Genomic DNA, 20507 nt, shown 5'->3' on the forward strand with positions numbered 1-20507 from the left:
GAACCCCCGTCGCCCGCCCGGAGGGCGGGCGCAGCGGCGGTCGGTGCGTGCGATCGGCGTGCGGCGTCCCAGGTCATGTGGCGGAGCCACCTGTCCTGGGACGCCGTGCGGTGAGCGTGCGTGCCGGGCGTCGGGGCGCAGACGGGGGTTGAAAGACAGGCTCTCAACGCGGGGTGTCCACCGCCCGGTCCACGAGGGCCGCGGCGGCGCCGGTGTACCGCGCCGGGTCGCAGAGCTCGGTCAGTTCCGCTGGGGTGAGGTGGCCGCGCAGCTCCTCGGACTCGGCGAGCACCTCCGCCAGCGGCCGGCCGGTGCTCGCCGCGAGGTGGGAGGCCCGGGAGAGTGCTTGCTTGGCCTCCGCCCTGCCGAGCCGCGGCGCCAGGACGGCGGCGATCCGCTCGGAGACGATCTGGCCGCCGGTCAGCGCCAGGTTCCCGGCCATCCGCTCCGGCCGCACCTCCAGCCCCTCGGCCAGTTCGACCAGGGTGTGGGTGGCGCCGCCGGTCAGCCGCAGGCACTCGCGCAGCAGCTGCCACTCCGCGTGCCAGGCCCCGGCGGAGCGCTCGTCCTCGCAGAGCACGCACTGGGTGACGCCCGCGGCCAGGACGGGCACCTGGAGGGCCGCGCTGCGCAGCAGGGTCGCGAGGACGGGGTTGCGCTTGTGCGGCATGGCCGAGGAGCTGCCGCGGCCGGTGACGGCGGGCTCGGCGACCTCCCCGACCTCGGTGCGCGTCAGCGACTGCACATCCACCGCGATCTTGCCGAGGGCGGCGGCGGTGAAGGCCAGCGCGGCGGCGAGGTCGGCGACCGGGGTGCGCAGGGTGTGCCAGGGCAGGCCGCCCGCGGCGAGCCCGGTCTCCTGGGCGAACGCCTCGGTGAGCCGTGCCGCGTACTCCCCCGGGTCCGGCGGGGCCGCCCCGTCCAGGCGCGCGTACTCCAGATATCCGGCGAGCGTTCCCGCCGCCCCGCCCAGGGAGACGGGCAGCCCGCCGTCCAGGACGCGCTCCAGCCGCAGATCGGCGTCGAGCAGCAGTTGCCGCCAGCCCGCGGCCTTCAGCCCGAACGTGGTGGGGACGGCGTGCAGGGCCAGGGTGCGGCCCGCCATGGTGGTGTCGCGGTGGCGCCGGGCGAGAACGGCCAGCGCGTCGGCGGACCTGGCGAGGTCGGCGCGCATCAGGGGCAGCGCCCGCCGGGCCACCAGCATCGCGCCGGTGTCGAAGATGTCCTGGCTGGTGGAGCCGCGGTGGACGTAGTGCGCGGCGGCCGGGTCCACGGCGGCGACGCGCCCGCTCAGCGCCTGCACTAGACCCACGACCGGGTTGGCGCTCTCGCGCGCGGCCAGCGCCAGCGCCCGCAGATCGAGGTGCTCGGCGCGGGCCTGGGCGCCGATGACCTCGGCGGCCTCCTTCGGCAGCGTGCCGAGGCGGGCCTGGGCCCGTGCCAGCGCGGCCTCGGCGTCGAGCATCGCCTGGAGCCACGCCACGTCGCCGACGGCCTCCTCCACCGGGGTTCCGGCGCGGACCGGTGAGAGCAGACCGGAGTCGGGCGGGCTGTCGGGGCGGCCGGTCATACGAGGGCTCCTTGGAGACGGTCGGCGGCGGCCGACGCGACGGGACGGGGGGCGAGGGCGAGCACCGCGCGGGCGATGGCGTCGGAGTCGGCCAGGGTCACGGAGTCCACCCCGGGCCGGATCCCGGCGGCGGTCACCCAGTGCACGGCCTCCGTGGGCACCCCGTAGGCGAACCGGCGCGGGTGGGCCCGGCCCCGGGCGTCACGGACGCGGTAGGGCCGCTCGGCCACGGCGAGGCCGCCGGTCTCGTACCAGGCGCCCCCGGCGGTGGGCACGCGGTGGTTCACGGCCTGCCCGGTGGCGACCAGGTGCTGCAGGAGCGGGTCGGCGGCGCGCCGCAGATCCGCCTCGGGCAGCCGTGCCTCGATCAGCACCCGGGCCCGCAGGGGCGGTCCGGGGACGGCCCGGGAGTGGGCGACGAAGGCGGGGTCGACCGTGTCGATACGTATCTCGGTCGCCGGGCCGGTCAGTTCCAGGACGCCCGCCTCGATGAGCGCGATCATCTCCTCGATGCGCGAGGTGGGCGGGCCGATGGAGAGGAAGGCGTTGAGCGGTGTGTACCAGCCGTCGAGCTCGTCGCGGTGCGAGTCGCCGTGCAGTCCGCAGTGGTCGACCGCGAGCCGTACCTCGTTGCGCAGGTCGCGCAGGACGTCGAGGGCGGCCTTGAGGGGACCGCTGAGGTTGCCCCGCCGGGCCTCGCGCACATCGGCGCGCAGATAGCGCAGGAGCCAGTCGCGGAACGCGTCCCGGTCGCCGAACTCCTGCTCCCCGTACGGGTGCGAGAGCCGCTCCCAGCTCCAGCGCTCCGCCTCGGGGATGCCGGCGGCGTCGAGCAGCGCGCCGCGGCCTTCGGCGCTCTCGCACGCCAGGAACCGGTCGACCAGGTCCGGGCGCTCGGCGTCGCGGCCGTGGGCGGTGAGCCAGGTGCCGTAGTAGACGCTCTCCACCTCACGGGCGATCAGCGGCCATAACTCCTCCCGGAGACCGATCCGTTGGCCGTGTGCGGCCCGCTCGCGCAGCTTCTCGACGTGCTCGGGGGTGAGCAGCCGGGGGAGATGGCGCTCGGAGGCGCCCTTCTCGTTCTCACCGCGGGCGTGGTACGGCACACCCCGGCGCGACGTGGCGTACATCCTGGGCTCCTGCCCCGAGGGCCGGTACACCAGCCGTCCCCCGACCCGGGCGAAGGAGCCGCCGCGGCCCTGGGTGAGCAGGGTCATGTGGTCGAAGAAGGTGAGGCCGAGCCCGCGCAGCAGGACCGGTTCGCCCGCGGCGACGGCGCCGAGGTCGAGGTCGGCGGGGTTGGCGGGCTGGAGGTAGCGCAGACCGTGGACCCGGGCGAGGCTGGCGGTCCGCTCCTCGCGGGCGGTGGGCCGCACCGGAACGTGGCCCTGGGCGAGCACCACCGCGTCGAGACCGCTGAGCCAGGTCCCGTCGGAGAGGCCGACGGCCTGCTCGCAGTCGGCTTCTCCGTGGCTGTCCGCGAGGGCGACGGCACGCGAGCGGTGGATCTCGACTCTGACGTGCGCCGGGGCATGCCGGACGACCTGCTGGAACATCGCGGAGAGGTAGCTGCCGTAGAAGGCCCGGCTCGGATAGGTGTTCGGCCCGAGGTCGCGGGCCTCGGCGAGGGTCTGCTCGTCGTGACCGGCGCGGTCACCGGACGCGGCGATCTCGCGCGCCCACTCCTCCAGGGTGGGACCGGGCTCGATGGGCCCCTCGATGCACGAGCCTGCGTCGGTGTGGACGGTGATCTGCGAGGCCACCGTGTTCATCAGCAGCAGCCGGGACTGGTCGGTGCGCCACACGGCGCCCGCGCCGGGCTCGCAGGGCTCCACCACGTGGATGGTCACCGCGGAGTGCGCGGGCCGCCCGCGTTCGTTGGCGCACAGCCGCTCCAGCACCGACAGACCGCGCGGACCGGCGCCGACCAGGCACACCGTCCTGGGAACCTCACTCCTCATACCCACACTCTCCTGTCGTCCTGCCCGGTGCCTTCGGGGGTGGCGCGGAGCGACTTGCGGGGAACCGGGTGGTTCGGCGCCGCTTGTCGTTCCTCACAGCGGGACGATAGCCACGGTGAGGTCGCGGGATCCAAGGAGGCCGATCAACTGCGGCATGGCGCACGCGCGTTGACGGGACCGCGTCCGGCTCGGCCGGTCACAAAGAAGCGCAGGTCACCGCGGTGGAGCCGGGCGCACCCGGATGGCGGCGGCGTATCGCGCGGGCGGTCGCCGGCCCGCACGATGGACAAGCGGAAGCATGCGGTCCGCACAGCAGAGCCGTCCGTGTGGAGGTGCGGGAGCGATGTGGCGACCTGATGGCTGGGACGTACGGGTGCGCGTCGGCGTGCTCACCCCGCACGCCGACGTGGGCCCCGAGTCGGAGTTCCGCGCCATGGCGCCGCCCGACGTGGGTGTGCACACCGCCCGGGTGCCGTTCGGCGCCATGCGGTCCGGCGGCGCCATGGACGCCACGATCCCCCTCGCGCCGGTACGGGCCTTCGCCGAGCCGCCGCACGTGGACGAGGCCGCCGCCCGGCTGGCCGCCGCGCCGCTGGCCGCCATCGGCTACGCCTTCACCAGCTCCGCGTACGTCATCGGCGCGGACGGCGAGGCGGCGATGCTCGACCGGCTCGCGGCCGGCGCCGACGGGCTGCCGGTGGTCGCCACGTGCGCCTCGACGGTGGAGGCCCTGCGCCTGCTGGGCGCCACCCGGATCTGCCTGGTCGACCCGCCCTGGTTCGACCGCGAGCTCAACGACCTGGGCCGCGCCTACTACGAGGCCGCGGGTTTCGACGTGCGTTTCTCCGCCCCCTGCGACCTCCCCAGCGGGCAGTCCCTCATCCGGCCGCGCGCACTGCACGACTGGGTGGCCGCCCACACCCCCGAGGAGTCGGAGGCCGTCGTGGTGGGCGGCAACGGCTTCCGCGCGGTGGGGATGGTGGAGTGCCTCGAATCCACCCTGGGGCGACCGGTACTGACGGCCAATCAGGTACTGCTGTGGGCGGTCCTGCACGCGGCCGACAGCCACACCGAGGCGATCACGGGGTACGGAAGGCTGTTCGCCCTGGACACGCCGTCCCTGTAGGGGGAGGGCGCGGCCCCGGTGGCATCCTTCGCACACGGAGAGCACCAAGCCCCTCCTGCGCCGGACACCCCAGGGCCGCACCCCTTCACGGCCGTACGCTCACTCGGCCACCCGCAGGACGATCTTGCCGCGGGTGCGGCCCGAGGCCTGCTCCCGGTGGGCCCGCGCGACCTCCGCCAGCGGCAGGACCGACGCCACCTCGACCTTGATCGCACCGGCGTCGATCAGCCCGGCCAGGGTGGTCAGGGCCGCGCCGTCCGGCTCCACCAGGAACGGCCTGGCGCGCACACCGGCCGCGGCGGCCTTCTCGGCGAGTTCGCCGGACACCCCGGAGGGGACGGCGACCAGCAGGCCGTCCGGGCGCAGCACGCCGAGGGAGCGCGTGCTGGTGCTGTCGATCTCGTCACCGACGAGGTCGACGACCACGTCGACGCCCGAGACCGCCTTCTCGAAGGGGGCGGCGGTGTAGTCCACGACCTCGTCGGCGCCGAGCTGTCGCAGCCAGGCGTGCTTGCCCGCACTGGCGGTGGCGATCACGTGGGCGCCGAGGTGCTTGGCGATCTGGACGGCGAAGTGGCCCACACCACCCGCCGCGGCGTGGACGAGCACGCGCTGACCGGGGCGTACGTCGGCGGTGTCCACCAGGATCTGCCAGGCGGTGAGCGCGGCCAGCGGGACGGCAGCGGCCTCGTCGTGGCTGAGGGAGGAGGGCTTGCGGGCGAACTGGCGGGCGGGGGCGGTGACGTACTCGCCGTACCCGCCGGCGGCGCGGGGGAACCACGGCATGCCGTACACCTCGTCGCCCACCTCCAGGGTGTGCACGCCGAAGCCGACCTCCTCGACCACACCGGCGACGTCCCAGCCGAGGACGAACGGCGGCTCCCCGAGGATGCCCGCCATACCGCCGCCCTCGCGCGTCTTCACGTCGACCGGGTTGACCCCGGCGGCGACGACCCGCACCAGGACCTCGGTCGGCAGGGGCGCGGGCCGGGGCGCCTCGGTGACCTCCAGGACCTCGGGGCCGCCGAAGACGGACTGGGTGACGGCGCGCATCGTGGGGGTGGGGTGGGACATGGCTGACTCCTCGGATGCGGGCGACCGGCGCCCGCGCGGTGAACGATGCGGCAAAGCTATGGGAGGGGTAGTAGTAACCTGCAAGGGCGCCTACTATCTTTTGGATAGCATCGACTCGATCGCGCCCCGCGCGGAGGAACCATCCATGAGCACGACATGCGGCACCGGCACCCACGACAAGCACGACGTCTACGCGGCCCTGTGCCCCTGCCGGAACGTGCTGGAGCTGCTGGCCAACAAGTGGAGCGCGCTGGCGATCGGTGCCATGGAGGACGGTCCCGTACGGTTCGGCGCGCTCCAGCGCGTACTCCAGGGAGTCAGCCCCAAGGTACTCACCCAGACGCTGCGCCGCCTGGAGGAGGCGGGACTGGTGTCCCGCACGGTCTACCCGGCCGTGCCCCCGCACGTCGAGTACGCCCTGACCGAGCTGGGCCGCAGCGCCGCCGAGCCGCTGGCGCACATGCGCGACTGGGCGGAGCGGAACGTGGATCTGCTGTACGCGGGGCAGTAGCGCGGGCGGAGGGCGGCGAACTCCCTTGCCATGATCGTCGCGGGGCCGTGAGGATGACGCCATGCCTCACTTCACCGCTCCCGACGGGACCCGGCTCGCCTACCACGTGCGCGGCGAGGGCGAGCCGCTGCTCTGTGTGCCCGGCGGGCCGATGCGCGCCTCGGCCTACCTCGGCGACCTCGGCGGGCTCTCGGCACGGCGCCGCCTGATCCTGCTCGACCTGCGCGGGACCGGCGACTCGGACGTCCCCGCCGACCCGGCGACGTACCGCTGCGACCGGCAGGTGGCGGACGTCGAGGCCCTCCGCGAGCAGCTCGGCCTCGACCGCGTCGACCTTCTGGCGCACTCGGCGGGCGGCGACCTCGCCCTGCTGTACGCGGCCCGCCACCCGCACCGCGTCCGTACGCTCACCCTGGTCACCGCCCGCGCGCGTGCCCTCGGCATCGACTTCACCGAGGAGCACCGCCGGGAGGCGGCCGCCCTGCGCGCGGCCGAGCCGTGGTTCGAGGACGCCCACGCGTCCTTGGAGCGGATCCAGGCCGGATCCGACGCGGACGCGGACTGGGACGCCGCCGGCCCGTTCTTCTACGGCCGCTGGAACGCGGCGGCCCGGGCCCACGCCGCGACCGAGGTGGAGCAGACCAACGCCGAGGCCGCCGAGGCGTACGCGTCGCCCGACGCCTTCTCCCCCGCCGCCGCCCGCGCCGCGATGGAGTCACTCGACGCACCGGTCCTGCTGCTCACCGGGGAACTGGACAGCGGGCCGCGGCCCCGGGTCGCGGCGACGATCGCCGCGCTGTTCCCGAAGGCGCGGCTCACCGTGCAGCCGGGTGCGGGCCACTTCCCGTGGCTCGACGACCCCCAGGGTTTCACGCGGACGGTGACGGCGTTCCTGGATTCGGGCGGTGGCCGGCACCGGTACGCGGAAGGTCACACGTCCGGCAGCCACTCCACCGCGTAGTACTTCAGCCACGCGTCCTCCGCGACCAGGCTCATCCCCGCGGCGGTCATCACCCGCTGGGAGGCGAGGTTGGCATGGGCTGTGTCGCCCTTCACACGGGTGACGCCCTGGGCGCGGGCGAACAGCAGCAGGGCGCGCAGGGCTTCGGTGGCGTAGCCCCTGCCCTGCGCCGACGGGACCAGGCCGTAGCCGATGGTGACGGTCCCGTCGAGGTCGGGGGCTCCGTGGAAGCCCAGACCGCCGATGGCGCGGCCGTCCTCGCGACGGAGGATCTCGTACGCGCCGAACGGCTGCGGGTCGCCCGCGCCCTCGTACGTCTCCAGGTAGCGCAGGGCCCCGGCGGTGTCCGCCTCGGTGGGGTATCCGGGTGCCCAGTGCGCGTTCCCGCCCGGCTCGTCCGCCGTCAGCTTCAGCGCCTCCTCGACGCTCATGGGGTGGAGGACGAGCCGTGGTGTGACGAGACATTCCATACCCGGTGGGATATCACCGGGTATGGCGTGTCGCAATCGTATGGCCCGAGGCGCCTGCCCACAGGGGCGCGCATACCCCTGCCTGCTAACGGAGTTCATCGACTGGGCCGACGGTCGCGCGGATGCCGGGCAGCACCTTCTCGCCGAGGGTCTGCCGGAGCTGCCACTCGATCAGGTCCACGCCTCTCGCGCCGGTGACCGCGTTCATGGGTACGCCGACGCCGGTGCGCAGACGTGTCGCGGTGACGCGCGGTCCGTGCCCGGTGAGGACGACCTCGGTATGAGTGGGGCCGAACTCCACGCCCAGCGCGTCCAGCACGGCGCGGACATGCCGGTCGATCGCCTCCGTCTGCGCCGCCTCCAGCGGCACGGGCGTCACACGCTCCCGCGCGAGCGGGTCGCCGGGATCGGAGTGTGTATGGGTGATGGCGACGACCACATGTTCGCCCCGCTCCGAGAAGGCCTCCACGCTGTACGGGACTCCGGCACGCCCCATCGCCGTATCCGCTTCGGCCTGCACACCCGCCTGCATACCGGCCTGTACCCCGGCCTGGGCGAGCCGCCGTCTCATCGCCTGCTGGTCCATGACGAGGTCGACGAGTTCGGGGGTGTGCCAGTCCAGCCCCAGTACCTGGGCGACCAGTGCGGCCTGCGGCAGGCAGTCGTCGAAGAAGCAGCCGATCCTGGTCACCGGCTCGACGGCGTCGACGGCCCGGGCCAGCGCGATCCACTCCTCGTCGGAGGCGTCCGGACGCAGGACGACGATCCGGCCGTGATCCTTCGGGTCGTCCATCGCGGCGAGGTGCCCGGGCCAGCACAGGACGGACGTGGCGACCTTCTGTCCGGCCGTCTCGCCGAACGCGCGCATACGGGCCGGTATACCGCCTCCGACGCCGAACACCAGCACATGCTCCGTCACGGCAACCCCTCCCCTCCGTGATCTTTTCCGTAGCCCCCTCAACTGTCAAGCGCCGTAGGTCGCTTCACGCCCTGGGTGGCCCGGGACGCTCTGAAGTCCTCACGGCTCGACGCCCGAACATACGGCGGAGCCCCGCGCGTGCCGTGGTCCAGCGGCACGCGCGGGGCTCCCCTGCGCCGGTCCGTCGCCTTACGGCTTGACGTTGACGACCTTCATCTCCAGCGGGTAGCCGGACGAACCGCAGTTCAGCGTCGACGCCTTCTCCGTGCCGAGCTTGCGGTAGCCCTGGTCCCCCTTGTACGGGCCGTTCACCCGGCCCGGACCGGCGCACTTGGCCTGCACGTACCAGGTGCCGTTGCCGTGCGAACACCAGCCGACGGCCACGTGGTCGTTGGTGTGCGACACATAGGCGCTGCACCCCGTCGGACCGACGGCCGCGTTCGCCGAGGAAGCGGTGCCCAGGATGACACCGGCCGCCACCAGACCCACCGCCGACGCCATGCCGCCCAGCTTCTTCACCATGTCGTTCATACGTTCTCACTCCCCGCGTAATTTCGACTTGCGTGAGTGAGACTAGTGCGATTGTCGTGTACGCGCGTCCTCCTGAAAGACGATGACGAACTGCGCTTCATGCCCCTCGCATCGCGCCAACCATCGCCTTTCCGACCGTAGTTGTACGCATACGTCACATCAGTGCCTGGGGGGGGCCGACGCCGCTCGGCCGGGAATCCCGCCTCGGAAAACGGAGCGCGGCGCGTCCGGCGGCCCAAGTGGCCGCGGGACGCGCCGCGCGGGAGTGCGAGCGTGCGGTGGTGCGGAGGTCGCGCGCGGTGAACCGCCCCTGTCGCGGGGCGGTTCACCGACCGGCGTCAGTGGTGCCGGTTGCCCTCGTGGTGGGCGCGGCCCCACATGGCGGTGTCGAGGATCCGGCCGTTGTCGTTGCGCAGGGTGGCGGTGTCGCGGTGGTTGTCCCAGACGTAGTTGTGACGGTCCTGGTAGACGTCGCGGCTGGTGTCGTGGCCCACGCCCGTGTGGACCTTGACCGCCGAGTGCCCCTCCAGGCGCATGGCGTGGAAGCGGTAGCGGGCTCCGTCGCCGGCGGTCAGGGTGAAGCCGCGCAGGTTGACGGCGTGGCGCCCGGTGTTCATGACCTCCACCCACTCGCCGTTGAGGCTCCGGTTCGAGCGGTCGTCGCGGCCGGGGCTGTTGTACTGCACCTTGCCGATGACCACGGTGGAGCGGTCGGCGTGCCGGTGGTGGCCGTCCGCAGCGGCGGGCAGGGCGGCGGCGCCGATCAGGGCGCCCCCGGCGAGGACGGTGGCGAGGATACGGCGGCTGGTGCGCGAAGCAGTCATGTGCGTGCTCTCTCAAGGACAAGCCCCGGACCAGGCTTTGGTCGGACCGGTGACGGGGCGGGCCAGGTTCCCGGCTGGTGCCGAGGAGCCACACTCTGGCCCGCCGGAGCGATCAAGACCCGTCGACCCGACGTTCTTTACGAATTCCGGACATTTCCGTAACCACCACTTATGTCAACTCCCCAGCGTCTGTACGCCACCCGCTCGGCCGCCCCGCCCTTCTGTAACAGGGCCGCGTGTCGCGCCTCGCCCCGAGGGGCGACCCGGCCCGGGCTGGGGCCGGGCGTCAATCCCCGACCGCCACCGTTACCACCGGCGGTGGACGCCCCCTTCCGCACACGGCACCGCCCCAACACTCAGCCCACCGCCGCCACCCCACGTTCCAGCCTCGCCACGTGCCTGCGCAGGCCCAGCGAGAACACCCAGGCCGCCAGGAACAGGGCGGTCGCGATGGCCAGGGTGCACCAGCGCAGATCCTTGGAGACCACGAAGCCCGGACCGAGGCCGGGGTGTACGGAGTTCAGCAGGACGTGGAAGAACAGTGTCAGGGCGAGCAGATACAGGCCGTACCACGCCGGTTTGCTCCAGCTCTTCAAGGCGCGTCCGTCCATGCCGGAGAGCGGCAGCATCCCGAACACCACGACCTCGATACCGCCGACGACCACCAGCCCCACCGTGTACGCGAGCGCGTGGTGCAGGCCGTCGGGCCCGGCCTTACGACCCGCCTCGATCAACGGTGTCCCGAGGACCCACACCAGCAGGGAGGCGCTCAGGACGCAGATCCCACTGATCATCACCGCCTGCCCCTTCGGCATGGTGTGGCGCGGGGCGGGAGGTGTGGTGCCGAGCACCATGTAGACCGCCACCAGCCCGTACACGTACGGGACGGGGAACGCCAGGCCGCGCGAGAGGGTCGCCATCAGCACCGCCAGGACAAGGCCCGCCGGAACCACCCTCAACTCGGCCCGTATACCGCCCCGCCCGGGGCGCAGCAGGGAGTCCTTCGTCTTCTCGTACGTCACCAGGACCAGCAGGGTGCCCACCGCCGCTCCCAGTACCTTGCCCACCGTGGACCCGTTCCAGTGGGCCGTGGCGTCGGCCCAGACGATGAGCGCCCCACCGAGCAGGGCGAAGCAGCCCATCCGCAGCCAGCCCGGCAGCCGGGCCGCGCCCGTCGACACCGAACGCTCGGACCGGCGTTGGCGCCACCAGCGGCTGAGCGCGTTGTCCGCCAGCTGCGAGGGGAAGGCCTTCTCCAGCAGCAGCACGAGCAGCAGGAACCACGCGGCCATACCCACCGACCCCGCGATGTCCTTGAGCGCCCAGGACACGTCCGCCGGTGTGCGCATACTGCCCACCAGTCCCGCCGGGTGGCCACGGTGTCCGTCCTGCCCGCCCTCGTCCGGTGGTCCGGCGGACCCACTGGGCCCTGGGGACGCCTCGGGGCCGGCCACTCCGTCGTGCGAGTCGGTGCGGTCGGGGTCGGGGGTGTGCGAGGCGGGCGTGGTGGCGGTGGGGGTGGGAGGCAGAGGTGTGATCCCGGGCAGGTCGGGTTTGGGCAGGACACCGGACCTGGACTCCTTGTGGTGTTCGACCGGAGAGCCCTGGGGCAGGAAGTACGCCGTGAAGGGTTCGGGCGGCAGGTCGATGGTCCCCGCCCGCTCCACCGCGCGTTCCGGACATTCGAGGTCCACCGGCTGGTGGCCCCTCATGTCCGGGGGAATGTAGGCATGGAGGTCGATGAACCTCCAGTGGCCGGGCGCGGCGTCGCCCTTGTACGAGTCCGCGTCCAACCAGGGGTCGAGCAGCCCCTTTCCGCCGATCAGGATCCTCCCCCAGGTGCAGGCGGCGGGGTAGTCCGTCATATGGATGGTGATCTCGTACTTACCCGTGGGCGGCGGGGTGACAGGGGGTGGGGTCACCGTGAAGGTCTGCGCGGCGGAGAGTGCTTCGGCGGCCCCCACCTGGGCCTCCCCCGGCCGAGCACCGGTGGCGCCTCCGCCAATGGCGGGCGCGGCTTCGCAAGTCGCCGTCACCCGGTACGTACCCGCGCCGGCGCCCGGCGTGACGGTGAAGGAGCCGGATAGTCCGCCATCCGTCCCGGCGGTCGCGCTGGAACCCGGCAGGTCCGCCGTGTCCCAGAGCAGACGGGCGGGGCTCCCGCACAGGAATCCCTTCCCGGACACTTCCACCTTCGTCCCGGGAGTCCCGGTGCCGGGCGAGAGGGTGAGGGACGGGGTGGGACGCGGGGGTCGGACCACCGGATCCGCCGCCGCCACTTCATAGGTGACCTTCTGCGTCATCGCGGGGCGCGCGTCACAGGTCGCGACCACGCCGTACCGTCCGGGCGGTGCCTTCGCGGGCACCTTGACCGGCTGCGAGAACCCGCCGGACGCGTCGGTGCGGAGGGCGATCGGGGCCGGCAGGTCGCCGGTCAGGGTGAGCGGGCCCGCCGGTGTCTCGCCGTCCGCCCCGCAATCGAAGCGGCTGCCGGACACGACCACGGTCCCGCCCTGCTTCACCGTCTTCGGCTGAACCGAGAGCAGCGGAGACAGGGGAGGGTCGGTCACCGTCACCGTCGGCGTGGGCTTGACTGGTTGTGCCGTGGACTTGGACGGGGCGGGTTGGGACGGGGTCGGTTTGGACGGGGTCAGTTTGGACGGGGCGGGCTTGGACGGGCTTGGCTTCGGTGTGACCGGATCCGGCTCCGCCGCCGGTGACGTCCGCACCGCCGGAGACGTGGATCCCGAAGGTTCCTGCTCCGCCCGGGACTTGGCGGGAGCTGGGCCCGACACGGGGGGCGAGAGTGCGTGGTCCGACGGCGATGGTGTCCGTCCGGCCGCCACGGTCGTCACCCCCGCAACCCCCCGCACACCACTCGCGAAGCTCGGCCCCGCCATACCCAGGAGCGACACCCCTGTGAGCAGCACCGTCAGCACTGCCATCGGTAATCCGCACGTCTTCCGCCTGCGTCCCACAGTGTCCCCCTCGTAACCGCACGGCCTCCCCAGCCGTCCCCGTTCGGGTGCACTTGTTTGACGCTCCGGCGCCACCTCTTCGTTTCCCTCGCGGGTACGGCGCACGGGAGTGCAGGGCGGAAAGAGGCACGCTCCGCACGCCCCCAGGGCCGGCAACCGTCTCCGACCCCCCGCCTCCGCGACGGCGGTGTGCGGCCCGCGGTGTCTCCAACGTGTGAATCTTGTGCGCACTCACCTGTGCTGTTGCCGCAGAGATGGGTAGCATCCGGCGGCAACATCCAGCACGAGGAAAGCGAATTCTCATGGCGGACGAGCCGGACTTCACCACACTCAAGGACCAGTACGCGGCGCGCGTCACCGCCGACCTGGAAGCCAACCAGCAGGACCAGGCACGCATCCGCGCGGAACTCGACACACTGAAGGGGCAACTCGAAGCCCTGGAGCGGGACCACGGTCTGCTGCAAACCATGCAGCACACCCTCGTCAGCACGGCCGGCGCGGCGGCGCAGGCGTCGGCGGCGGCAGAAACCGCGAAGGGGACGCGCAAGCGCACCACCAAGGCACAGCCCACCACCAAGGCACAGTCAACCGCCAAGGCACCGGCTCCCGTCGCGGCCTCCGCCTCCGCGGCCACACCCACCGCCGCGGCGGTGCCCAAGCCGCGCAAGGCCCGGTCCCAGAAGCCGGAGGCGCAGGAGGCGGAGGAGGCGACGAAGACCAAGACGGTCAAGGCGGCCAAGGGCGCCAAGACGGCTCCGAGCCCCAAGAAGGCCGCCGCCCGGCCCAGGAAGTCGGCCTCCAAGGGCGCGGAAAGCAGTGGTCCCACCCTGCGCGAGGTGGTGCTCGGTCTCTTCGCGGGCCACCAGGAGCCGCGTACGGTCGCCGACATCCTCACCGAGCTGACCACCGCCCACCCGGACCGCAAGACCAGCCCCCAGGTGGTCCGCAACACCCTCGAAGCACTCGTCGCCAAGGGCGAGTTGGAGCGCGAGCGCAAGCAGGGCTCCGTCTTCTACACGGCCGGCCGTACGTCGGCGCCCGCCGAGAAGTCGGAGGAGAAGGCCGAGGCACCCACCGCCGCGCCCGAAGCCGTGGATGCCCCCGCCACGGCTTCCGCCTCGGCGCCCGCGCCCGCGACCGCCTGACGGAGGCGCGCGGCCCTCACGTCGTAGCCACCCCGGTGCCCAGGCATCCGCAACGGGGTGGCCACGTCCGCCTCAGCCGGCCTCGCTCATCGCCGGTCGCCACCCGGGACGGGGTTCATGGTGATCATCCCGTCCCCCTCGCCGGAGCCGGCCGAGTCATCCGAGCCACCCCAGCCACCCGAGCCGCCGGTGGCATCGGAACCGCCAGAGGCATCCGAGCCACCCGAACGACCCGAACCACCCGAGGCACCTGACCCACCGGTTTCCTGACCCTGGCCTTGGTCCTGGCCTTGGTCCTGGCCTTGGTCCTGCCCGTCGCCCTGGCCCTGGCCCTGGCCTCCGTCCCCGATCGTCGCCCCCGTGGCCGTCAGCGCGGTGGTGACCGGTTGGAAGAACGTCTCGCCGCCGGCGGTGCAGTTCCCGCTGCCGCCCGAGGTGAGTCCGATCGCGCTGCCGTCCGCGGTGAACAGGGACCCGCCGCTGTCGCCCGGCTCGGCGCAGACGTCGGTCTGGATCAACCCGCTGACCGTGCCCTCGGGGTAGTTCACCGTGGCGTCGAGACCGGTGACCGTGCCGTCGTGCAGACCGGTCGTGCTGCCCATACGCAGAACGCGCTGCCCCACGGTCGCGTCGGCCGCGCCGGTGATCTCGACCAGTTTCCCCGCCCCCGTGTCCACCGCGCTGGGAGCCTGCGTGGCGGCGTCGTCGTAGGTGAGCAGGGAGAAGTCGCCGTTGCCGGGGAAGGTCGCCTTCTGGACGGTCGCGGCGGGGGCACCACCCGCGTTCAGGGACCACTTCTTGGCCGCGACACCGCAGTGGCCCGCCGTGAGAAACCCCGGTTTGCCGTCCCGGGTCGTGACGTTGAAGCCCAGCGAGCAGCGCGCGCCGCCGCCGAAGATGGCGTCACCGCCCTCGCTGAACGCCTTGAACTGCCCGGCGGACTTCTGGATCCGGGCCGTGTCGGCACCGAGGGCGCGTACGGCCTTCTCCAGTCTGGCCCACTGCGCGCCCTTCACCGTCCGGTCCGCCGAGACCACGATGCGGTTGGTCCGGGGGTCGACGGCCCAGGCGGTCCCCGGGATGGTCGCCGTACGGGCGAGGGTGTGCGCCGCCGAGCGCAGTTCGGCCGCGCTGTTGCGGACCGCGCGCGGTACCGCCCCGGCCTTCTTCACCTGGGCGTCGGCGTTGCGGTCGTTACCGGCGACGTTCACGATGACCTGCTGCTTGGCGGCGTCGTAGTACGAACCCGCGAACGTGTCACCGAGCTGGTGGGCCAGCCCGCGCACCGCGAGCGCCGCCGCCGCGGTGTTCATCCTTCCGTTCGCGGCTCCGGGCGGGGATGCGGACTGTGGCTGTGACGCGTTCGCACGTGGGAGCAGTACGGCCGCCGCTATGAGGCCCGCGGCCCCCGCTCCCGCCATCACGGCCCGCCGCTTGGGTATGCGCCTGTGAGTCAACTCGCCGCCTCCTGGTATCTGTTCCGTAACCGATCGGAATGGGGTGGAAGGTGTGCGCCCCTAGGTACGGACGGGACGCGTGGGGTGTTCACCTTCGTTGCGAAAGAACACTATTGACGACCAGTCAGCAAAGCCGCACAGCCGTCCCCGGGACCGACCGCTGCCCACGAACCGGCACTCCGCCCCGCCTCGTCACCGGCCCGCGAACCTCCCGCTCACCTCCGTGAGGAGGCGGCGCGCGTCCGCGCCGAGATGGGGTCCCGCGAGCCACGCGGCCGGACGCGAGCCGAGCGAGGTGTTGGAGACGAGGACCAGTCCTCCGTCACCCCGGCGCACCAGCCAGCCCCCGCCGGAAGAGCCTTCGGTCATGGTGCAGCCCATGCGGTACATGTCCGGTTGCTCGGCCGCGACCGAGAACGACCCCGGCCGGTCGGCACAGTGGAAGAGGGACGAGCCGTCGAACGGGCGGCCCGCCGGGTACCCCACGATGTCGACCGGGCTGCTGGACCCGGACAGCTCGGCGTCGAAACCGACGTCCGCCGCCGCCCCGGCCGTCTCCTCCAGCGACTTCACCGCCCCCGCCGCCCGGCGTACGTGCAGTACGGCGAAGTCGAAGGCCGCTCCCGCTCCGGCGCCTGCCGTACCGCGGTCGATCCACTGCTGGGACGTCTGCGCCCAGTCCGCCCACCAGATGCCCAGCGGGGCGGCGCTGTTGGAGGCCCCGGCCGCCGTCGGCCCGCGTTTGTCGAAGCCGGGGACGAAGACGATGTTCCGCAGCCATCCGCCGTCCTTGCCGGAGTGGACGCAGTGCCCGGCGGTCCACACCAGGTCGGACCGGCCCGGGTGGGCGGGGTCGCGCACCACGGTGCCCGAGCAGGCCGCGGGGCCCTTGGGGGTGTCGAAGAAGAGCCGGCCCGCGGTGGGCTCGTGGTCGCCGTAAGGTCGGGCGACGGGGCGGGCGGGCACGGCGTCCGGCTCGGGGTCGGAGACACCGCGGGGCATGTGCCGGCCGTCGAAGGCACGCTCGCCCTCGGTGGCGCCCGCCATCCGCTCCGGCCCCCACAACCCGTCCACCACGGGGTTGACGAAGTCCGCGGCGCCCCGCAGCCACCGCCCCACACTCCAGTCCTGCCGGCCCCCCGGTGTCCGGCCCGGGTCGGCCTGCCGCGCTGCCCCGGCCGGACCGGCGGAGCCGATCGGGCCGGAACCGCCCTGTGGTCCGGTGGAGCTCTTGGTGACGGTGTACGCGAGTCCACCGGCCACCACGGCGACGAGCAACCACACGGCCGGCCCCCGGAGGCGACGGCGAAGACGGCCGACCATGCGAAGACGGCGAAAAGGCACGGGCTCCTCCTCGGGCGCGACACGCTACTGCCCGGTTGATACGGCACCGCGCCCCCGGGCGTTCAACCACCCCTTGGCCGTTCGGCCAACCGGCGCTGCGGGCACGACGGTTGAGGTCCCCCGGCCGTTCGGTCGTCGCGGCTCGGCACCGAGCCGCCACCACGACCCTGTGGACCGCAGTTCGGGCCCACCCCCGCACCCCGGCTCAGCACCACCACGACCCGGTGGACCACAGACCCGGCCCGTCCCCCTCCCCCGGCTCAGACGATGTCCAGCCGCACCGAGATCCGCTTCAGCTTCCGCAGTTCGCTCTCGCTGAGGCCGCCCCACACCCCGCGCTTCTCGTCGTTCGACAGCGCCCACTCCAGGCAGGCGGTGGTCACCGGGCATCTGCGGCAGATCGCCTTGGCCTCGGCCAGCTGCTGGTCCGCGCAACGCCTGCTGTACGTCGGGAAGAACAGCTCCGGGTCCTCGGTGCGGCACGCCGCACGCTTTCGCCAGTTCACAAGAAGACTCCCTCCTCGGCAACGAGTGACGCGATCGACTCCCGTAGGGGTCTTGCGCGTTGTTACGTCGGCCGCTGACGGTCCGTTCAAAGCGGACCGCGTCCGAGGAGGGCGCCTCACCGCCGGGCGAAGACCCCGATGCCGTTGGCGACGGCGCGTTCGAAGCTGCCGGGGGGCCGGTTGCGTACGACGACGCCCGGGTCGCCGGGGCCCCGGGTGGCGAGCGTGGAAGAGCCGCCGCCGTCGAGGTTGACCGCGTCGTCGGCGCCCATGTCCCCCAGCAGCCGGGCGAGTTCGGCCAGGGTGAGGCCGGCGTCGCTCTCGGCGGCGCCGTTCAGGGTGACGAGGTAGAGGCGGTGTCCGTGGCCGCCGATTCCGGCGCCGGTACGGGTGGCGGCCGTACGGTCGTCGAGCCCGGCCAGGGGGGTGCCGTCGCGCAGCACGGGCATACCGCCCACCGCGAAGGTCAGCGGGCCCCGGGTGCCGCGCAGCCGGTGGCCGAGCGTCGCCCGGTCGCCGGGTTCGAGCGCGCGCAGGGCGGACGCGCCCTTCTCACGCCCCACCAGGACCGTCGTACCGGCGGGGATCGGTCCCGCGCCCAGGACGTCCGAGGTGCTGACGACGCGGCCGCGCCGTACCGTCACCTCGTAGGTGTCCGTGGTGCAGGGAGCGCCGCGCACCACGTCGGTGCCGCACGCGGCCCGCGCCCGGGAGGCGGAGCCCCACTTGGTGGTGAAGGCGCCCACCCCGTCCACCGGCACGGCGTACTGGTTGAGGCCGTCCAGGCGCAGCCGTCCCCGGCGGGTGTCGACCGCGCCCTCCAGGGTGAGGCGGTCGAGGCGTCCGGTGCGGGCCGGGCCGACGCCGATGACGTCCCGGGCGCTGGTGCCGGGCGGCAGGGCGGGGCCGAACCGCTGGCCGTCGGGGACGGCGGCCTTCAGCGGGCGGCCGGACGCGACGGCCGGGCCGGAGGAGGCGCCGGTGGCCTCCACACCGGGGTGCTGGCTCTCGCTGATGTTGAAGAAGTCCCCGTTGACGGCCGCGACCGCGCCCTGGGCGTCGGCCATCGCGCTCACCTTCGCCCGGGCGGCCACCGCGCCCGGGGTGAGGAGGTCGACCTCGACGTGGGGGTTGTCCAGCTCCGCCACCACGAGGTGACCGCGCGTCAGCCCGTGGGAGGCGGTGACGGTGAAGCTCCGGTAGGAGACGCCGGGGGCGACGGCCACCGAGCGCCCGTATCCGACGGCCGGTGCGCCCCGGGCGGCGCCCGGGGCGAGCGCGCCCTGGCCCACGACCATGCCCACCGCGGCGATCCCGGTCACCGCCACGCGTGTCCAGCCCCAGGACCACCCCATCGCGCCTCTTCTCCTGAGACCCACTCAGCACCGGCAGCCGCAGCCTAGCGAGGGGCGCGGCGGCCCACGGGCAGGCTCGACACGATGGCCGGGAACGGCCCCCGCGAAGCCGGTGCGGCGGCTCCGGCGGCGGCTTCGGATCGAGCGGCATGCCGCAGTACGCTCAGAGGCGTCCCGCTCCCCCGGGAACGGTGCTGAACCGGGCCGCGTCCCACACGGCGGCGAAGCGGAAACCCAGCAGACCTGGAGAAGCACATGAGCACTTCACCGACCGGCTCCACCCCGGGTGAAGTTCATGGCGGCACGCCCCCGGCGCCCTCCACGGTGGTGACACCGGAGATCACCCACGCCGAGTGCCGCAAGTGCGGGACGCGTGTGGCCGGGCTGGACGGGCGGTACGCCTGTGGCGTGTGCGGGTGGACCAACGACTGGTCCGAGGGGCACCGGCCGCTGCCGCGCGCCGAGGACGACCCCGACTTCCCCGGCCCGGGTATCGTGCCGGGGAACCCGCTGGCGGACGAAGGAGGCGTGTGAGGGCCCTTCGTCCGCAGGTCGTCTCCGTGCTGCGCCATTGGGGCGCGCGGATGTTCCCCGGCGCCCCGGAGCACCACGGCGTGCTGCCGCCGCTGCTCGTCGTGCTCACCTTCGTCACCGGCCTGGTGGACGCCGTGAGCTATCTGGGTCTGCACCATGTCTTCGTCGCGAACATGACCGGCAACGTGGTCTTCCTCGGCTTCGCCCTGGCGGGCGGGACGGGGCTGTCCGCCGTCGCCTCCACCGTGGCGGGCGTGTCGTTCCTGGCGGGCGCGACGGCCGGCGGGCGGATCGCGCCGCGGATCGCCCGGCCGGTGCGGCTGTTCGCCCTGCTGGTGGCGGTGCACGCCGTACTGGTGGCGGCGGCGCTGGTGACGGGTCTGGCGGACCACACCGCGTACGTACTGATCGTGCTGCTCGCGTTCGGCATGGGGGCGCAGAACGCGGTGGTCCGCACGATCGCGGTGCCGGATCTCACCACCACCGTCCTCACACTCACCCTCACCGGCCTCGCCGCCGACCGGCCGGGGCCGGCCACCGTACGCCGGGTGCTCTCGGTGGCGGCGATGTTCGGCGGGGCGCTGGCGGGCGGACTGCTGCAGACGCGGCACGGCACGCCCGCGGCGCTGGCCCCGGCGCTGCTCCTGCTCACGGCCGTCGCCCTGGCGGCCTGGTCCGCGCAGGGGTGAGCGCGTCGGGCGGGCCGCCCTCTCACGCCGACTGCTGGTGCCAGGCGTCCTGGAAGTTGCGGCGGGCGCGGTGCAGCCGGGAGCGGACGGTGCCGACGGGGAGGGCGAGGGTCCGGGCCATCTCCTCCTCGTTCATGCCGTAGACGGCACGCAGTATGAGGACCTGCCGGTGGTGGTCGGGCAACCGGTCCATGGCGTCGGAGATGTGGACGGTGTCCAGGGGGTTGCCGTCCAGGGCGCGGTCGGTCAGGTCGTCGGTGGGACCCTGGCTGAGCCGTTTCGAGGTGCGGACGGCCTCCCGTACGGTGACGGCGCGGACCCAGCCGTAGAAGGCCTCGGGTTCGCGCAGCCCGCGGATGCCGCGGAATATGGCGAGCATGGCCTCCTGGGCGGCGTCGGAGCTGTGGCCCCGGGCGATCGGCAGGCAGAGCCGGCCGACGAAGGGGGCGATGTGCAGGAGGATGTCGTTCATGGCCCGGTCGTCCCCGGCCTGGGCGCGCGGCAGCAGGGCCGTGGTGACGGGGGCCTGCGTGTCGTTCATGGTGATCACCG

The 20507-nt window shown here is 73.2% G+C and carries 19 protein-coding genes; 6 read left to right on the forward strand and 13 right to left on the reverse strand.

Annotated elements, in window-relative coordinates; translation table 11 throughout:
• Nucleotides 1-163: 163 nt before the first annotated feature.
• Both pcaB and ABZ404_RS00695 read right to left on the reverse strand, forming a co-directional pair.
• Nucleotides 164-1570: a 3-carboxy-cis,cis-muconate cycloisomerase gene (gene pcaB, locus ABZ404_RS00690; protein WP_358837064.1), complete on the reverse strand. Its 1407-nt coding sequence runs from the start codon at nt 1568-1570 to the stop codon at nt 164-166.
• Nucleotides 1567-3531: an FAD/NAD(P)-binding protein gene (locus ABZ404_RS00695; protein WP_358837063.1), complete on the reverse strand. Its 1965-nt coding sequence runs from the start codon at nt 3529-3531 to the stop codon at nt 1567-1569. Before ABZ404_RS00695 ends, pcaB begins: the two co-directional genes overlap by 4 nt.
• A gap of 343 nt (nt 3532-3874) precedes the next feature.
• Here ABZ404_RS00695 and ABZ404_RS00700 point away from each other — a divergent pair, with 343 nt between their 5' ends.
• Nucleotides 3875-4657, forward strand: coding sequence for a maleate cis-trans isomerase (locus ABZ404_RS00700; RefSeq protein ID WP_358837062.1), 783 nt, complete (start codon nt 3875-3877; stop codon nt 4655-4657).
• Between the two features lie 99 nt (nt 4658-4756).
• Here ABZ404_RS00700 and ABZ404_RS00705 read toward each other — a convergent pair whose 3' ends face one another.
• Nucleotides 4757-5731, reverse strand: coding sequence for an NADP-dependent oxidoreductase (locus ABZ404_RS00705; RefSeq protein ID WP_358837061.1), 975 nt, complete (start codon nt 5729-5731; stop codon nt 4757-4759).
• Nucleotides 5732-5876: 145 nt separating this feature from the next.
• Here ABZ404_RS00705 and ABZ404_RS00710 point away from each other — a divergent pair, with 145 nt between their 5' ends.
• Nucleotides 5877-6242: a helix-turn-helix domain-containing protein gene (locus tag ABZ404_RS00710; RefSeq protein WP_358837060.1), complete on the forward strand. Its 366-nt coding sequence runs from the start codon at nt 5877-5879 to the stop codon at nt 6240-6242.
• A gap of 61 nt (nt 6243-6303) precedes the next feature.
• Complete coding sequence (locus ABZ404_RS00715; RefSeq protein ID WP_358989945.1) at nt 6304-7203, forward strand: alpha/beta hydrolase; 900 nt, start codon at nt 6304-6306, stop codon at nt 7201-7203.
• Here the strand turns inward: ABZ404_RS00715 and ABZ404_RS00720 are convergent.
• From ABZ404_RS00720 to ABZ404_RS00740, 5 genes are all read right to left on the reverse strand, one after another.
• Nucleotides 7173-7673 carry a GNAT family N-acetyltransferase gene (locus ABZ404_RS00720; RefSeq protein ID WP_358837718.1) on the reverse strand — a complete coding sequence of 167 codons (501 nt, stop codon included), beginning with the start codon at nt 7671-7673 and terminating at the stop codon, nt 7173-7175. The genes ABZ404_RS00715 and ABZ404_RS00720 overlap by 31 nt on opposite strands.
• Nucleotides 7674-7758: 85 nt before the next feature.
• Entirely contained in the window at nt 7759-8592 is an 834-nt protein-coding gene (locus ABZ404_RS00725; RefSeq protein WP_358837717.1) for a hypothetical protein, read from the reverse strand.
• Between the two features lie 189 nt (nt 8593-8781).
• Nucleotides 8782-9123, reverse strand: a complete 342-nt coding sequence (locus ABZ404_RS00730) for a hypothetical protein (protein ID WP_358837716.1) — start codon at nt 9121-9123, stop codon at nt 8782-8784.
• 338 nt (nt 9124-9461) lie between these two features.
• Complete coding sequence (locus ABZ404_RS00735) at nt 9462-9947, reverse strand: lamin tail domain-containing protein (protein ID WP_358835487.1); 486 nt, start codon at nt 9945-9947, stop codon at nt 9462-9464.
• 356 nt (nt 9948-10303) lie between these two features.
• Nucleotides 10304-12517, reverse strand: a complete 2214-nt coding sequence (locus ABZ404_RS00740; protein ID WP_358835486.1) for an FGLLP motif-containing membrane protein — start codon at nt 12515-12517, stop codon at nt 10304-10306.
• Between the two features lie 710 nt (nt 12518-13227).
• Here ABZ404_RS00740 and ABZ404_RS00745 point away from each other — a divergent pair.
• Nucleotides 13228-14070 (forward strand): hypothetical protein, encoded by an 843-nt coding sequence (locus ABZ404_RS00745; protein ID WP_358835485.1) that lies wholly within the window; start codon nt 13228-13230, stop codon nt 14068-14070.
• Between the two features lie 86 nt (nt 14071-14156).
• Here the strand turns inward: ABZ404_RS00745 and ABZ404_RS00750 are convergent, their stop codons facing one another.
• From ABZ404_RS00750 to ABZ404_RS00765, 4 genes are all read right to left on the reverse strand, one after another.
• Nucleotides 14157-15527, reverse strand: a complete 1371-nt coding sequence (locus tag ABZ404_RS00750; protein WP_358835484.1) for a S1 family peptidase — start codon at nt 15525-15527, stop codon at nt 14157-14159.
• Between the two features lie 192 nt (nt 15528-15719).
• The gene (locus ABZ404_RS00755; protein WP_358835483.1) at nt 15720-16811 is read right to left on the reverse strand and encodes a hypothetical protein; all 1092 of its coding nucleotides are present in this window, start codon (nt 16809-16811) and stop codon (nt 15720-15722) included.
• A gap of 320 nt (nt 16812-17131) precedes the next feature.
• Complete coding sequence (locus ABZ404_RS00760) at nt 17132-17377, reverse strand: WhiB family transcriptional regulator (RefSeq protein ID WP_358835482.1); 246 nt, start codon at nt 17375-17377, stop codon at nt 17132-17134.
• Between the two features lie 116 nt (nt 17378-17493).
• The gene (locus ABZ404_RS00765) at nt 17494-18732 is read right to left on the reverse strand and encodes a phosphodiester glycosidase family protein (protein WP_358835481.1); all 1239 of its coding nucleotides are present in this window, start codon (nt 18730-18732) and stop codon (nt 17494-17496) included.
• Between the two features lie 255 nt (nt 18733-18987).
• Between ABZ404_RS00765 and ABZ404_RS00770 the strand changes: the two genes are divergently transcribed.
• Nucleotides 18988-19266, forward strand: coding sequence for a hypothetical protein (locus tag ABZ404_RS00770; RefSeq protein ID WP_358835480.1), 279 nt, complete (start codon nt 18988-18990; stop codon nt 19264-19266).
• A 50-nt stretch (nt 19267-19316) separates the two neighbouring features.
• Nucleotides 19317-19955, forward strand: coding sequence for a YoaK family protein (locus ABZ404_RS00775; RefSeq protein ID WP_358835488.1), 639 nt, complete (start codon nt 19317-19319; stop codon nt 19953-19955).
• Between the two features lie 22 nt (nt 19956-19977).
• On the opposite strand, the gene ABZ404_RS00780 is transcribed toward ABZ404_RS00775, so the two are convergent.
• Nucleotides 19978-20505 carry an RNA polymerase sigma factor gene (locus ABZ404_RS00780; RefSeq protein ID WP_358835479.1) on the reverse strand — a complete coding sequence of 176 codons (528 nt, stop codon included), beginning with the start codon at nt 20503-20505 and terminating at the stop codon, nt 19978-19980.
• Between the last annotated feature and the right edge of the window lie 2 nt (nt 20506-20507).

Origin of the sequence: Streptomyces sp. NPDC005878, from assembly GCF_040629815.1 — a bacterium.
In the GTDB taxonomy this organism is placed as follows: Bacteria; Actinomycetota; Actinomycetes; order Streptomycetales; family Streptomycetaceae; genus Streptomyces.

Excerpts from the sequence above, each read along its gene's own strand:
- pcaB (WP_358837064.1), bottom strand. The coding sequence starts at position 1,570 with ATGACCGGCCGCCCCGACAGCCCGCCCGACTCCGGTCTGCTCTCACCG.
- ABZ404_RS00695 (WP_358837063.1), bottom strand. The coding sequence starts at position 3,531 with ATGAGGAGTGAGGTTCCCAGGACGGTGTGCCTGGTCGGCGCCGGTCCG.
- ABZ404_RS00700 (WP_358837062.1), top strand. The coding sequence starts at position 3,875 with ATGTGGCGACCTGATGGCTGGGACGTACGGGTGCGCGTCGGCGTGCTC.
- ABZ404_RS00705 (WP_358837061.1), bottom strand. The coding sequence starts at position 5,731 with ATGTCCCACCCCACCCCCACGATGCGCGCCGTCACCCAGTCCGTCTTC.
- ABZ404_RS00710 (WP_358837060.1), top strand. The coding sequence starts at position 5,877 with ATGAGCACGACATGCGGCACCGGCACCCACGACAAGCACGACGTCTAC.
- ABZ404_RS00715 (WP_358989945.1), top strand. The coding sequence starts at position 6,304 with ATGCCTCACTTCACCGCTCCCGACGGGACCCGGCTCGCCTACCACGTG.
- ABZ404_RS00720 (WP_358837718.1), bottom strand. The coding sequence starts at position 7,673 with ATGGAATGTCTCGTCACACCACGGCTCGTCCTCCACCCCATGAGCGTC.
- ABZ404_RS00730 (WP_358837716.1), bottom strand. The coding sequence starts at position 9,123 with ATGAACGACATGGTGAAGAAGCTGGGCGGCATGGCGTCGGCGGTGGGT.
- ABZ404_RS00735 (WP_358835487.1), bottom strand. The coding sequence starts at position 9,947 with ATGACTGCTTCGCGCACCAGCCGCCGTATCCTCGCCACCGTCCTCGCC.
- ABZ404_RS00745 (WP_358835485.1), top strand. The coding sequence starts at position 13,228 with ATGGCGGACGAGCCGGACTTCACCACACTCAAGGACCAGTACGCGGCG.
- ABZ404_RS00765 (WP_358835481.1), bottom strand. The coding sequence starts at position 18,732 with ATGGGGTGGTCCTGGGGCTGGACACGCGTGGCGGTGACCGGGATCGCC.
- ABZ404_RS00770 (WP_358835480.1), top strand. The coding sequence starts at position 18,988 with ATGAGCACTTCACCGACCGGCTCCACCCCGGGTGAAGTTCATGGCGGC.
- ABZ404_RS00775 (WP_358835488.1), top strand. The coding sequence starts at position 19,317 with ATGTTCCCCGGCGCCCCGGAGCACCACGGCGTGCTGCCGCCGCTGCTC.